The following is a 13753-nucleotide window of genomic DNA, read 5'->3' on the forward strand; positions in this document are numbered from 1 at the left end:
TGGAAACACCTGCCTTGTTTCAGCCGCCGAGCGACGTTCGATGACGCCCGGCGACGTTCGATGACGGTCAGCCGCGATCAGCGACGATCATGATGCCCCCCGGCCGCCGGATCGCGCCGGAGGAAGAACGCGATGACGTTCGCGAGCTCGTCGCGCGCGGCCACGAGGAGCACCGTGGCGCCCCCCGCGACGACGGAGGAGCCGCGCGGCGCCTCGACGCGGCCATCCGGGCGGTAGACGCCGGCGAAGACGCACGACGCCGGGAAGCCGGCGCTGCCCGCGATGACGCTCACGGTGCGGCCGGCGACCATCGAGTCGACGGGGATGTCGAGCTCGAACGCCACGGACTCGCCTGTGCCGAGCACCATCGCGTGGCGGACGCCCGGGTGCTCGATGGCGGTGGCCATCGCGCCGATGAAGACGTCGATCTCGGAGAGGATCCGGTGCACGCCCGCGCGCACGTACACGCTGCGGTAGTCGGGGTCCCGCATGCGCACCATCACGCGCTTGGCGCCCGCGGCCTGGGCGAGCAGCGCGACGGCGAGGTTGTCCGCGTCGCGGCGGAGCATGGCCACGACCACGTCGGCGCGCCCCACCTCGGCCTCCTTGAGGAGCCCGGCGTCGGTCGCGTCCCCCACGAGCGAGACGAGGCCGTGGCGCTCGAAGGCGCTCGTGGCGATCGCGTCGTCGCGATCGACGATGGTCACCTCGTGGCCCGTCTGCGCGAGGTGCACAGCCACGCTCAGCCCTGCGCGCCCGGCGCCCACGATGAGCACGCGCATCTCAGCCGCCTCCTTCATGCTCGTGCAGCTTCATCATCTCGCGATCGATCTCGCCCACGTGGGCGTTCGCCGTCTCGTCGGCGATGAGCCCGCGCCTCGCCGCGTCGAGCACCGCCGCCTTCTGCGCCGTGAGCAGCGCGAGGTCCGTGAGGTGGTCGCGCACCGCCTCGCCCTGCGGCGACTGGAGCGCGACCTCCGCCGCGATCACCTGGCGCTGGAACGCGGCCCGGCGCTCCGCGTGCTCCTTGCGGGACACGAGCCCCGCGGCGAGCAGGTCGTCGAGCTCGGCGTGGCCGCGCCGCGCGGCGATGAGCGTCGCCTTCGCGGCGTCGAGCGCGGCGTCGGTGCTCGGGGCCGCGACATTGAGGAACTTGAGCAGCCGCGCGAACGGCAGCGCCTGCGCGACGAGGGTCACGAAGGTCACGCCGAAGACGATCGTGATCAGCCGCTCGCGGAACGGCATGTCCTTCGGGAGGCTGAGGACGGCCGCCATCGAGAGCGCGCCCTTGATGTTGCCGACAAGCATCACGTGCTGCCAGCGGAACGGCACGACCTCCCGCGTCATGGCCCGGAGCGCCCCGAAGCAGCCGTAGACGGCCACCGCCCGGCCCGCGTGCAGGGCGATGAGCGCGAGGCCGATGGAGGCCGCCTCGCGCACGAGCATCTCCGCCTGGATCTGCATGCCGACGAGCAGGAAGAGCAGCACGTTGAGGAAGAAGCCGGTCGTCTCCCAGAACCCCTCGAGCGCGAGCACGCGCGAGGGCTCGAGGTGGCGGCGCGCGGCCTTGCCGACGACAACGCCGGCGACAACGACGGCGATGACCGGCGAGGCGTGGAGCCGCTCGGTGAGCAGGGCCGTGGCGAACACGAGCACGAGCGAGGCGAGGATCGCGGTCAGGTGATCCGGCGTGCGGCGGAGCAGGACCGCGCCGAGGGCGCCGAAGGCGCCGCCGAGGACGGCGCCGCCGAGCATCGCCATCGAGAGGGCGCGGAAGGTCTCGATCGGGTCGAACGTGCCGCTCGCGAGCACGCGCGAGGCGAGCACAACGAGCACGAGCGCCGTGCCGTCGTTGAAGAGGCTCTCTCCCTCCATGATCGCGGCCAGCCGGTGCGGCACGCGGACGCTCCGGAAGGCGAGCAGCACGCTCACTGTGTCGGTGATGGCGAGCAGCGCGCCGAGGAGGAGCGCCGCCGAGAACGGGAGGTCGAGCACCAGCGTCGCCACCGCGGCGGTGCCGAGCAGCGAGATGAGCACCCCCGGCACGGCGAGCGCGAGGATGGGCCGGCTCGCGGCGCGCAGGCTGTCCGCGTCCGCGGCCAGGGCGCCCTCGAAGACGAGCACCGGGAGGAACGCGATGAGGATGACCTCCGGGTCCATCGGCGCGTTCGGCAGCACGTCGAGGACGACGAGGAGGAGCCCGATGAGGACGAGCGCGGCGTTGTAAGGAACCCCGACGCGCTTGGCGCCGATCGCGACGACGGAGCCGACGGCGAGGACGAGGAGCAGGCTCTCGAGCCGCTCCCTCATGCGTCTCCCCGCGGCGGAGGCGGCGAGACAGGGACGCTGGCAGTCGGCGCGCGCGTCGGGCGCGTCGCGGCATGCGTGAGGTCCACGAGGGCGATCACCGTGGATCCTCCGCTACAGGATCGCTCCGGGATCCGCAAGATGTGGCTCCGGGGCGCCGCCGGTACGCCCGCGCTGGAGCCGGTCTCCGACGGGAGCACGCCTGTCCCGGCGAGCGAGCCGTCGCCCGAGATGACATGACACGACATCGGCGGCGCTCTCTGGATTCTCCACATCGGGCGATAGCCGGCATGGAGCGGAGGCGCGTTTGCGCGCGCTCAGAAGGGCCAGACGAGCGGGATGACGATCACCGCGGTCGCCAGCACGAGGAGCTGCAGGGGCAGCCCGACGCGGGTGAAGTCTTTGAAATGATAGCCGCCGGGCCCCATGACGAGGATGTTCACCGGAGAGGCGATCGGCGTGGCGAACGCCGCCGAGGACGCGAAGGCGACCCCGAGGAGCAGCGGCTCCGGCGCGAGGCCCAGCGCGCCGGCCAGGCGGACAGCGAGGGGGGCCATGAGCACGGCCGTCGCTGTGTTCGAGAGGACCATGCCGATCGCCGACGTGGCGAGGACGAGCAGGCCGAGGACCACCGCGGGGCGCGCCCCCGCCAGGAGCCCCTCGACGGCGGAGACGGCGGCGCCCATCGCGCCGGTGCGCTCGAGCGCGGTGGCGAGGGGGACCATCCCGGCGATGAGCACGACGCTCTCCCAGTTCACGGCGCGGTAGACGTCCGCAGGGCGCACGCACCGCGCGAGCACGAGGAGGACAGCGGCGAGCAGCACGGCGATGACGTTGGGCAGCCACCCGAGCGCCATGCAGACGAGCATGCCCAGGGTGATGCACACGGCGACGGCGGCGCGCTCGCGATCGACGAGGACGTCGCCCCGCGCGTCGGGCTCGGCGACCAGCACGAGGTCCCGCCGCTCGTCCCGCAGGTTCTTCAGGTGCTTGAGCCGCCCCTTCACGAGCAGCGTGTCGCCGGCGCGGAGCTTGAGATCGCGCAGCTCGGGCGTCGCGTGGAACACAGGGAGCCAGCCCTCGCCGCGCCGGATCGAGAGCACGCTCGCGCGGTAGCGGTCGCGGAACCTGGCGTCCCTCAGGGTCTGCCCGGCCAGGCCGGAGCGCCGCGGCAGCACCACCTCGGCGAGCGACTCCTCGGGGGGCAGCGAAAAGATGGGGCGCGCGGGGAGCGCCTCGAGGCCGAAGCTCTCGGTGAGCGCCGCGATCTTCTCGTCGCTCCCGAGCAAGCGCAGCTCGTCGCCGGCGGAGAACACAGTCTGCGGCACCACGCGCTGCGCCTCGAGGCCGCCCGGCCCGGGGCGCGCGATGCCGACGACGGTCACGCCGAAGTCGGCCCGCACGTTCGCCTTTCCGAGCGTGAGGCCGATGAGCCTCGCGCCGGGCGGGACGCGCACCGCGCGCAGGGCGCCGCCGAGGCCGTACTCCATCGAGAGGTCGTCGAGCGAGAGCGACCGCGGCGCGCCCGCGTCCGCCCTGTCTTCCTGGCTGGGCAGCGCGCGGCGGCCGATCGAGATCATGTAGGCGACGCCGACCGCGAGCACGACGACGCCGGGGATGGTGAAGCTGAAGAAGCGGAGCGGCTCGCGGCCGGCCGCGCGGAGCGCCTCGCTCACGAGCAGGTTCGGCGGCGTGCTGATGAGCGTGAGGTTGCTCCCGAGGTGGGCCGCGAAAGCGACGGGCATGAAGAGCCGCGCCGGCGCGATCCCGCGGCGGAGCGCGAGCGTCCCGACCACCGGCAGGAGGATCGCCACGGTGCCCGTGGAGCTCATGAAGGCGGACACGAGCGCGGTCGCCCCCATCACCACCGCGATGACCTTGGCCTCCCCGCCGCGGGCGAAGCGCTCGAGGCGCTGGCCCAGCCAGTCGGCGACCCCCGTGTCGGTCAGCGCGGCGCCGACGACGAACAGGCCGGCGATCATGAGCACTGCCGGGTTCGAGAACCCGGCGAGCGCGTCCGGGACCGCGGTCACACCGGAGATCGTCAGGGCGAGCAACGACATCATCGCCACCACGTCGAGCCGCAGGCGATCGCTCACGAAGAGGACGATCGTGAGCGCGAGGATGGCGAGCGCGAGGAGGGCCTCCGAGGTCATGGGGCGCCGGAGCCTAGCGGGACTCTCGCGCGGCGGCTCGCTCCCCGTTCCGGCGCGCTCTCCGCCCGCGCTCGCGCGCGTCGCTGGCCGCGTTGCTCGCGCGCGTCGCTCGGACGGCACACGCCTGGCTGGGCGGCGCGCGCGCGAGCGCGGGCGGAGAGCGCGCCGCAACCGCGCCGCGACGAACCCACGATCGACTTGATTCCAGGGCGCCGCCGTGCGGTCCTACGCTGAGGGGATACTTCATTCTACCCGCTTGCAAGGAGATCTGGATGCTCGCGCGCCGTCATTCACGCGCCCTCGATTCACTGCTCGTCGCCGCCGCCGTCCTCGCGTGCCTGCTAATGGCCGCGCGCCCGGCGAGGGCGGCGCCGTCGTATACCCTCTTCGAGAGCGGCCAGGTCCGGCCGATCGCGCTCTCGCCGAGCCGCGCGCTGCTCTTCGCGGCCAATACACCCGACAATCGCCTCGAGATCTTCCGCGTCACGCCGGGCGGCCTCGTGCGCCTCTCCTCCGTGAGCGTGGGCCTGGAGCCCGTCGCCGTCGCCGCGCGCAATGGCGGCGAGGTCTGGGTCGTCAATCACCTCTCCGACAGCGTCAGCGTCGTCGACGTCTCGTCCCCCTCACGCCCGCGGGTCGTGCGCACGCTCCTCGTCGGGGACGAGCCGCGCGACATCGTCTTCGCGGGCCCCGGGCGCTCGCGCGCGTTCATCACGGCCGCCCACCGGGGCCAGAACGCGCCGTTCGATCCGCAGCTCACGACGCCCGGGGTCGGCCGCGCGGACGTCTGGGTGTTCGACGCGAGCGCCGTCGCCGCCGACGCGTCGCTCGGCGGCGCGCCCCTCACGATCCTCACCCTGTTCACCGACACCCCGAGGGCGCTCGCGGTCAGCCCGGACGGGGCCTCGGTGTACGCCGCCGGCTTCCACACCGGCAACCGCACGACGGCCGTGCACCGCGTGCTCGTGGAGGAGGGCGGCGGGCTGCCGCCGCCGCACACGAACTTCCTCGGCGAGCCGCAGCCGCAGACATCGCTCATCGTCCGCCACGACGGCGCCAACTGGGTCGACATCGCGGGGCGCACCTGGGACGACGAGGTCCGTTTCTCGCTGCCCGACAAGGACGTCTTCGTCATCGACGCGACCGCCAATCCCCCGCACCAGCGCCCCGGCAGCGCCGGCTTCTTCACCGGCGTGGGGACAATCCTCTACAACATGGCCGTCAATCCGGTGAACGGAAAGGTCTATGTCTCCAACACCGAGGCGTTCAACCTGGAGCGCTTCGAGGGCCCGGGCACCTTCGCCGGATCGAGCGTCCGGGGACACCTGCACGAGAGCCGGATCACCGTGCTGAGCGGCGGCTCGGCCGCGCCGCGGCACCTGAACAAGCACATCGATTATGCGACGTGCTGCGCGCCCGTGCCCAACCCGGAGAACGCGAAGAGCCTGGCCACGCCGCTCGACATGGCGGTGACCGCCGACGGCGCGAAGCTCTACGTCGCCGCGTTCAGCTCGAGCAAGATCGGGGTCTTCATGACGGCCGAGCTGGAGGGCGACACCTTCGTGCCGAGCCTCGCGCGCCAGATCCCGGTGAGCGGGGGCGGGCCGAGCGGGCTCGCGCTCGATCAGCCGCGCGGCCGGCTGTACGTGCTCACGCGCTTCGACAACTCCATCTCGATCATCGACACGGCCGGCGGCGTCGAGATCGCGCACGTCGCGCTCCACAACCCCGAGCCGCCGAGCGTGGTCCGCGGGCGGGCGCTCCTGTACGACGCGAGCTTCACGTCGAGCCACGGCGACTCGTCGTGCGCGAGCTGCCATGTCTTCGGCGATCTCGACAGCCTGGCGTGGGATCTCGGCAACCCGGACGAGGTCACCCAGGCGAACCCCGGGCCGTTCACGAGCATCAACCCGCCTTTCCCCGCCGACACAACGCTGAAGCCGATGAAGGGGCCGATGACGACCCAGAGCCTGCGCGGGCTCGCCAACCACGGGCCGATGCACTGGCGCGGCGACCGCACGGGCGGCCTTGACGAGCCCAGCGCGCAGCCGGACAGCGGGGCGTTCGACGAGCGCGCGGCGTTCCGGCGGTTCCAGGCCGGCTTCACGAACCTGCTCGGCCGGCACGCGCCCATTCCCGACGACGACATGGAGGCGTTCACCGACTTCACGCTCCAGGTGACGTATCCGCCCAATCCGATCCGGAGCCTCGACAACTCCCTCACGCCCGGTCAGCAGGCGGGGCGCGATCACTTCGTCCGCGAGGGCGTCGACGGGACCTTCTCGTGCGCGTCCTGCCACAGCCTGGACCCGGACGGGAACGCCGGCACGAGCGAGCCTTTCCCCGGCTTCTTCGGGACGGACGGCTCGAGCGTCGGGCAGGAGAACGGCCAGAGCTTCAAGAACCCTCACCTGCGCAACCTGTACCAGAAGGTTGGCATGTTCGGCATGGCCGCCGTCCCGAGCCTCTTCCACCCGGGAGACAACGATTTCATGGGCGACCAGATCCGCGGCTTCGGGTTCATGCATGACGGCGTCATGGACACGCTCTTCCGCTTTCACCAGGCGATCGGGTTCGAGGAGGGCGTCTTCACGCCGAACGGCTTCCCGCTCGACGCCTCCGGGGTGATCCTGCGCGAGCAGGCCGTGGAGTTCATGCTCGCCTTCGACACGAACCTCGCGCCGATCGTCGGCCAGCAGGTCACGCTCGGCGCGCACAACGCGGCGGCGGCCTGGCCGCGGATCGATCTGCTCGTCGAGCGCGCGGAGGCCGGGGAGTGCGATCTCGTGGCGAAGCTCCCGCTCTTCCTGGAGGAGGTCGGTCTCCTCTACGCGGGAGGTGGTCAGTTCACCACGGATCGGAGCGCGGCCCCGCCGGTCGGCGATCTCGGGCTGCGCTGGCTCTCCCTCCTCACGGGGCGCCCGTTGACGTACACCTGCATGCCGCCTGGATCGGGCGTGCGGAGCGGCGTCGACCGCGACAGCGATGGGCTCCGCGACGGCGATGAGCGCGACGCCGGCACGGATCCCGCGGATCCGTCGAGCCCCGGGTGAGAGGGCGCCGCGCGCGGGCGCCTCGCGCGGGCGGCGTGGCGGGGGAGCGTCCGAGCCGGGTGGCGCGACCCGCGCCCGCGCAGCGGTGATCGCGGGGCCGGCGCTTCATCCGGCTGGAGGATTCAGGATCGGCGCTCCGGCTCCGCGAGCCAGCGAATCAGCGCCTCGCCGTCGAGGTCGAGCAAGGCATCCTCGACCTCGCCCGGCCCGATCGCGCGGGAGCGCTCGACGATCGAGCGCTCTTCCTCGGCCGTCGGGCGTCGCCCGATCCGACGAGCAAAGAGGCGACCGAGCAGCTCCGCGATGGCCCTCTCTTCCCCGCGCCGCTCTCCCCGTTGCTCTCCTCGCTGCTCTCCTCGCTGCTCCCCCCGCAGCTCTCCCCGCTCCTCTCCTCGTCGCTCGGCCTCGATGATCATCTCCCCGATGATCGGCGTGCGCCGGAGCAGCCCTTCTTCCTTGTCCTCCACCATCATGACGAGCTCCTTCAGCAGAGTATGCCCCCAGGGATCGATGGTCGCCATCACCAGCAGCGCCGTGTACAGCTCGGCCCGCTCCTCGGCGCTCGCCGCCCCGGCGTGGATCTCCGCGACGACCTCCCGCAGCGCCGCCGCGGTCGCATCGCGCGCGAGCGGGGCGAACACCAGCCAGAGCACGCTGCCGCGCGCCCGCAGCTCCTTGATCGTGCGCTGGTAGACGGCGTCGACGCGGAAGTGCGCCCCGCTGAACGGCCGCCCCGGCCAGGCGATGCGGCGCTTACCTGTCGCCGGCAAGCGTCGTTTGCGGCCCGACAGGACCACGGCGACGCTCTCGATCGGCGGCACGGGCTCGCCGGGAGCTTCGAGGCGGAGCGCGGCGAAGAGAAAGCCGAGGTACTCGAAGACGCGATCGGGAACCTCGTCACGGAGCGCGAAGCAGAACTCGACGTGCAGCACCCGCGGCTCGCCGTCGATGCGCAGGCGCACGGCCTTGTCGAGGCGGCGCTCGATGTTCGTGACCTGACTGTCGATCCAGCCGAGGATCTCGATCTGGCGGCCCTCCGGAACGAACGCGCGCACCAGGTCGTCGGGGCGTCTCCGGGCGAGGTGGCGCAAGGTGATGTCGGCGTCTCCCATGGGCGGCGCCCACGGCAGATCGCGTACCAGGCGGCCATGAGGCTCAAATCAAGCGATTTCGGGGGTGTGAGGCGCTCCGTGCGGGTGGCGCCGCCATGGCGGGGACGGCGTCGCGCATAGGCCCGGCCCTGGTGTCATGCCGGAGAGAACGAACCACAGAGGCACAGAGGGCACAGAGGCGTGAGGGAGAGAGATAAAACTCTGTGCCTCTGCACCCCTCCGTGTGCTCCGTGGTTCCTCTTCTTTCCCCGTCATCGAACCGGGCGTCTCAACTCCACGTCTCCGCGCGCCGCGGGTTGCGCGTCTCGATCGCCTCGGCGTGCCCCCGCAGGCCGCGGGCGGCGGGGAGGTTGCCGTGCGTCTCGAAGACGTCGGCGAGGGCGAGCCCGAGGATGACGATCTGCTGCGGCTTGTCCAGCGCGCCGACGGTCGGGGCCACCGAGCCGAGCAGCTCGAAGGCCCGCCGCCACGCCCGCGCGGCGGCGTCCGGCATGTCGGCGTTGAGCGCCGCGTGCCCGGCGCAGCGGTGCATGTCCGCCGCGAAATCGTGGCTGCCGCGGCGGTCCGCGAGCTCTCCGGCGCGGGAGTAGGCCTCCGAGGCGTCCAGGAAGCGGCGCTGCTTGCTGTGGAGGCTGCCGAGCGAGGCGTAGGCCTCGGGGACGACGCCCAGCAGGCCGCGCCGCTCGGCCTCCTTCAGCGCCGCGACGAACACCCGGTGCCCCTCGTCCACCACCCCCGCCGCGATCAGCGAGCGCGCGCGCTGCATGCCCACGTGAACGGCCTCCTCGCCCAGCCCGCGGCTCGCCAGCGTCTCCTCGGTCTGCTTCTGGAGCTCCGCCGCCTCGGCGTGCCGTCCCGCGTGGAAGCATCTGTCCGCCTCGTGCAGGAGGCGCCGCAGCGGGAGGAGCTCGGGCGCGCGGAGCGGCGAGCCGGGCCCGATGCGCATCTCCAGGTCGGCCGGGAGGCGCCGCCCGCGGGCCGAGAGATCGGTGAGCAGGCGCTCGAGCTCGATCACAGCCGCGCCGTCCGCCTCCGGCCACAGGACGCGCGACGCGCCCTCGCCGACGCGCGCCAGCAGGTCGCCCACGCTGGAGTGGACAGCGTCCACGAGGACCCAGCGCGCGGGCACGAGCTCGGGGCGCTGCGTGAGCCAGAGGAGGTCCCGGGCGTACGCCGGGGGGTCGTCGATGTGCTGCGGCGCGAGCACAACGACGGGGCCGCCCGGCGCGCGGGCGGCGAGGTGCGCCGCGAGAACGCGCGCGAACGCGCTCAGCGGCTCGCCCGGGGGATCGGGCTCGAGCGTCCCAGGTGAAGGCGCCGGCAGGGGGCCGAGCTCGCGCGCCAGTGAGCGCTCGCGGGCCGCCCAGCCCCGGCTGGGCCCGTAGACAGGGTCGGCAAGGACCCACACCGGGCGGGGCGACGGGCCTGCCTCGCCCAGGGCCCGCAGCAGCGCGAGCGTGTGGCCGTGGACATGCGCCGGGACGACGGCGTGCAGCAGGCAGGCCCGCTCGCCTGTGAAGATGGCGCCGAGCGCCCGGGCAATATCGTGAATCATGTCGCGGTTCCCGGGCGGATTCTTGCTCCGATCAGCACCGAGGCCAAGCGAATGCGACCGCATTGCGGCGCCGCCCGGCGGATTGTCCAGGCAGCGGGCACGCGCGCGGCGCGGCGCGGGCGGGCGGGCGTTGCGCGTCGCAGGACGCCACGGTCGAGGCGATATGTCTCAGGGGGGCGCACCCCGGGAGCGGAGACGCAACGGCGAGGAAGGCGCGCGGGCTCATGGCGTCGCTTGGCCCGAGCGTTGCTGGACGTGGGGCGCTGAAGCGAAGAGTCATCGAGGGATGTTGAACGCGCTCCGGGAGCAGACCCCGCCGGGCGCATGGGAGGAACGGCACCGTGAGAACATTGTATCTGTCGCTGCTCGTGGGCGGCATGGTCGTCGGGTGCGGTGGCAGCAAGCCTCAGCCGGAGGGGCCTGCCGAGAACGCGGGCGAGGCCGTGGACGACGCTGCGCGCGACGTGAAGGACGAGGCGAAGGACGCCGCGGAGTCGACGGGCGACGCAGCCGAGGACGTGGGGGACAAGATCGAGGACAAGACGGACTGACGCCGAGCGCGGGCCGGGCCCTCGAGCCGGCGCGCGCTCAGCGCGGCATGACGATCCGAATCGCTCAGGCTGTCCGGGCCCGGGGGCGAGCCCAGGCGCTCGACCCGGGCTCGGCGCGCCTGGAGAGCTGGCGGGAGGGTCTGCACACGAGACGCTCCGCGGTCGGCGATGACACACGAAGGACCCCGGCCGTGCCGAGGCGCGGCGCGCACGTTGGAGGCAGAACGATGAAAGCGACCTCATTGCTCGAGAAGCAGCACCGCAAGGTAGAGTCTCTGTTCAAGCAGATCGAGGGCGGCAAGTCGGAGCCGGCGCCGCTGCTCGCGGAGCTCGCGAACGAGCTCGTCGCGCACATGGCGATCGAGCAGGAGAGCTTCTATCCCGCGGTGCGGCAGATCAAGGAAGACCTGATCCTCGAGAGCTACGAGGAGCACGCGATCGCGGAGCTCGCCCTGAAGCGGCTGCTCGCGACCGACCCGGAGGACATCTCGTTCAAGGCGCGGGTGACGACGCTGAAGGAGCTCATCCAGCACCACGTCGAGGAGGAGGAGGAGGAGCTCTTCCCCAAGGTCGAGGAGGCCATCGACGAGAAGCGCCTCTCCGAGCTCGGCAAGGAGCTGAAGGCGGAGTTCGAGCAGCGGCTGGCCGAGGGCTACGAGGCGCTCCTGCCGGCGGGCTACAAGAAGACGTCCGCGGACAAGGCGAGCCACGCGAAGCACGCGAACGGGGCCAACCTGGCCTGACGAGGGCTCGGGCGCGGAGCGCGCCGCAGCAGCACGATCGCGGTGGTTGAGCCACGGAGGCGACGAGGGCACGGCGACAGCGGTCGCTCGGTGCCCTCGCCGCCTCCGTATTCTTGTTCTCGTTTCGCCATGGCGCGCGACGCGCCGCCGCGAGCGCGTGGCGCGCGGGTCCTCGCGGCGTCGATCCGGTCGCGCAGCGGAGCGGGGCGCGGGGGAAAGCTGCGCAGGTCGCCAGCGCCGGCGCCGTAGCGCGCCTCGGGGGACGGGGAGGGCTGGCGGCGCACGCAATCATCGTCCCGGCGTCAACTGGATAGATGCACCAACGCTGAGCCCTGAGAGAGACAAACAACATCTCTCCCTCCTGGTGCTCCTGGCGGCTCTCTTCTTTCAATATTTGTCTCGCGCAACTGAAACAAACACCGACAGAACCACGCCCTGTGCGACACACGCGCTTGCCTTCGCACAGGAGACATCGAAAGCCCACAACACCGATCACGAACGCAAAGTTCCAGCGAGATCGGCCAAATTTGAGCGTGAGTCGGAAGTGCCATAGACTCCACCCATGCTTCACTCTTGGGTTCACTCACGAGCCATTGTGCTCACCGCGACGTTCATTGCTTCCGTGCTGTCGGGCTGCGTTGGCGAGCTGGGTGGCGCGTCGAGCGAGAGCGAGGAGAGCGGACCGTCGAGCGGCGCGGGCGACGGGAGCTCCAGCGGCGCGCCCGCCGGCGGGGCGAGCACCGGCGGCGCCGGCTCGACGACCACCGCGGCCACCGGGGGCAGCGACGGCTCCGGCGGCCCGACAACCGGCAGCAACGCCGGCTCGACCACCGGAAGCGCTGGGAGCTCCGGGAGCACCGGCGGCTCACCGGCCGGCGGCACCGGCGGCAGCGACGGCTCCGGCGGCTCACCGGCCGGCGGCACCGGCGGCAGCGACGGCTCCGGCGGCTCACCGGCCGGCGGCACCGGCGGCACCGGCGGCACCGGCGGCTCACCGGCCGGCGGCACCGGCGGCACCGGCGGCACCGGCGGCTCACCGGCTGGCGGCACCGGCGGCAGCGACGGCGCGACGGGCGCAGCGCAGCTCTGCGTCGATACGATCAACAAGCACCGCGCCACGCTCGGCTTGCCGCCCCTCGGGCGCTGGACCGATGCGGAGTCATGCTCCGATGAAGAGTGCGAGTCCGACGGGAACACCAATACGCCGCACGGCGCGTTCGGCGCTTGCAAGGAGAGGGCGCAGAACGAATGCCCCGGGTGGCCCGGTCCGCCGCAATCCATGATCGCCTCGTGCCTGCAGCTCATGTGGGACGAGGGGCCCGGCGAGGATTTCAACAAGCACGGCCATTACATCAACATGAGCAACCCCGAGTTCACCGAGGTGGCTTGCGGGTTCCACACGTTCCCGGACGGGAGCGTCTGGGCAGTGCAGAACTTCCGTTGACGGGCGCGGCGCACGTTCACGGGCCCTCGGGTCCGTGAACGTCGCGGCCCGGGACGGCCTCGTCGCCGTCCTCGTCGCCGCAGGCCGCCTCCCCTCCCTCGAGCTTTCCGGTGAGCCGCACGCACCTCGCGCGGTGCACCCAGACGTCGAACGCCTCCATCATCCGTCGCTCGACCGCCGCGCCCTCCAGCAACCCGAGCGCGCGCGCGACGGCCTCCAGCGTCGACAGGGCGCCCTCGTGCGGCGCGCGCCGCAGGCCATAGCGGCTCGGCGCGCCCTCCGGCAGGGTGACCGGCTCGGCGCCGCGCGCGTCGGGATCGCGGTGGAAGGCCCGGCGCGCCTGGTTCCAGTTGCCGTCGGGGACGAGCAGCACCACCGGCTCGCCGCGCACGTCGTCGGGCGAGAGGGCGCGCGCGCCCGGCGACGGAAAGAGCATGAGCCGGCGCCCCTCCGGCAACGGCGGCCGCGGCCGCGGCTCGATCTCGCCGCGCACGCGCACCTCGGCGCCCTCGAGCAGGCGCGCGACGAGCCGACCCGTGTTGGTGCTCCGGGTGCGCTCGATCCGGTGCGTCAGCAGCACGACGCGCGTCCGCACCGGGAGCCGGGGCAGCGCGCCGCAGAGGCACATCGCCCGCGGCAAGCCGCAGCCGCGGCAGCGCGGCGTCCCCCGCGCGCGGATGGGGGGCAGATCGGGCGGTTGCAGCGGGATGAAGGTCATCAGGTCAGGACCGGGCGGCCCAGCGGATCCGCGCGATCTCGGGCGCTGGAACGCCCGCGGACCCTAGCACGGACGGCGGAAAGGCGCTCCGGCGCGGCGCCCGGGAACCTCGCG

Annotated in this window: 11 protein-coding genes; 5 read left to right on the forward strand and 6 right to left on the reverse strand. The window is 72.5% G+C overall.

Annotated elements, in window-relative coordinates; all coding sequences use genetic code 11:
• Positions 1-77 precede the first annotated feature (77 nt).
• Both WMF42_RS36830 and WMF42_RS36835 read right to left on the reverse strand, forming a co-directional pair.
• On the reverse strand, positions 78-800 hold the full coding sequence (locus tag WMF42_RS36830; protein WP_437687772.1) for a potassium channel family protein: 723 nt from the start codon (positions 798-800) through the stop codon (positions 78-80).
• Positions 784-2310, reverse strand: coding sequence for a cation:proton antiporter (locus WMF42_RS36835; RefSeq protein WP_061606400.1), 1527 nt, complete (start codon positions 2308-2310; stop codon positions 784-786). Before WMF42_RS36835 ends, WMF42_RS36830 begins: the two co-directional genes overlap by 17 nt.
• A 99-nt stretch (positions 2311-2409) precedes the next feature.
• Here WMF42_RS36835 and WMF42_RS36840 point away from each other — a divergent pair, with 99 nt between their 5' ends.
• Positions 2410-2547: a hypothetical protein gene (locus WMF42_RS36840; RefSeq protein WP_155798107.1), complete on the forward strand. Its 138-nt coding sequence runs from the start codon at positions 2410-2412 to the stop codon at positions 2545-2547.
• A gap of 77 nt (positions 2548-2624) precedes the next feature.
• Here the strand turns inward: WMF42_RS36840 and WMF42_RS36845 are convergent, their stop codons facing one another.
• Positions 2625-4463, reverse strand: coding sequence for an SLC13 family permease (locus WMF42_RS36845; RefSeq protein ID WP_437687774.1), 1839 nt, complete (start codon positions 4461-4463; stop codon positions 2625-2627).
• A 272-nt stretch (positions 4464-4735) separates the two neighbouring features.
• Between WMF42_RS36845 and WMF42_RS36850 the strand changes: the two genes are divergently transcribed.
• Positions 4736-7516, forward strand: coding sequence for a hypothetical protein (locus WMF42_RS36850; RefSeq protein WP_437687776.1), 2781 nt, complete (start codon positions 4736-4738; stop codon positions 7514-7516).
• A gap of 122 nt (positions 7517-7638) precedes the next feature.
• Here the strand turns inward: WMF42_RS36850 and WMF42_RS36855 are convergent, their stop codons facing one another.
• Together WMF42_RS36855 and WMF42_RS36860 are read right to left on the reverse strand one after the other, a co-directional pair.
• A complete protein-coding gene (locus tag WMF42_RS36855) occupies positions 7639-8628 on the reverse strand; it encodes a hypothetical protein (protein WP_437687778.1) in 990 nt (329 codons plus the stop codon).
• A 268-nt stretch (positions 8629-8896) separates the two neighbouring features.
• Positions 8897-10183 carry a hypothetical protein gene (locus tag WMF42_RS36860; RefSeq protein WP_061608961.1) on the reverse strand — a complete coding sequence of 429 codons (1287 nt, stop codon included), beginning with the start codon at positions 10181-10183 and terminating at the stop codon, positions 8897-8899.
• 341 nt (positions 10184-10524) lie between these two features.
• Here WMF42_RS36860 and WMF42_RS36865 point away from each other — a divergent pair, with 341 nt between their 5' ends.
• From WMF42_RS36865 to WMF42_RS36875, 3 genes are all read left to right on the forward strand, one after another.
• Positions 10525-10734 (forward strand): hypothetical protein, encoded by a 210-nt coding sequence (locus tag WMF42_RS36865; protein ID WP_061608962.1) that lies wholly within the window; start codon positions 10525-10527, stop codon positions 10732-10734.
• A 227-nt stretch (positions 10735-10961) separates the two neighbouring features.
• A complete protein-coding gene (locus WMF42_RS36870) occupies positions 10962-11477 on the forward strand; it encodes a hemerythrin domain-containing protein (RefSeq protein ID WP_437687781.1) in 516 nt (171 codons plus the stop codon).
• Between the two features lie 595 nt (positions 11478-12072).
• Entirely contained in the window at positions 12073-12921 is an 849-nt protein-coding gene (locus WMF42_RS36875) for a CAP domain-containing protein (RefSeq protein WP_437687783.1), read from the forward strand.
• Positions 12922-12937: 16 nt separating this feature from the next.
• Here the strand turns inward: WMF42_RS36875 and WMF42_RS36880 are convergent, their stop codons facing one another.
• Positions 12938-13639, reverse strand: a complete 702-nt coding sequence (locus WMF42_RS36880; protein WP_437687785.1) for a tRNA-uridine aminocarboxypropyltransferase — start codon at positions 13637-13639, stop codon at positions 12938-12940.
• Positions 13640-13753: the final 114 nt, after the last annotated feature.

The sequence above is a fragment of the Sorangium sp. So ce176 genome (assembly GCF_051519835.1).
GTDB lineage: Bacteria > Myxococcota_A > Polyangia > Polyangiales > Polyangiaceae > Sorangium > Sorangium cellulosum_G.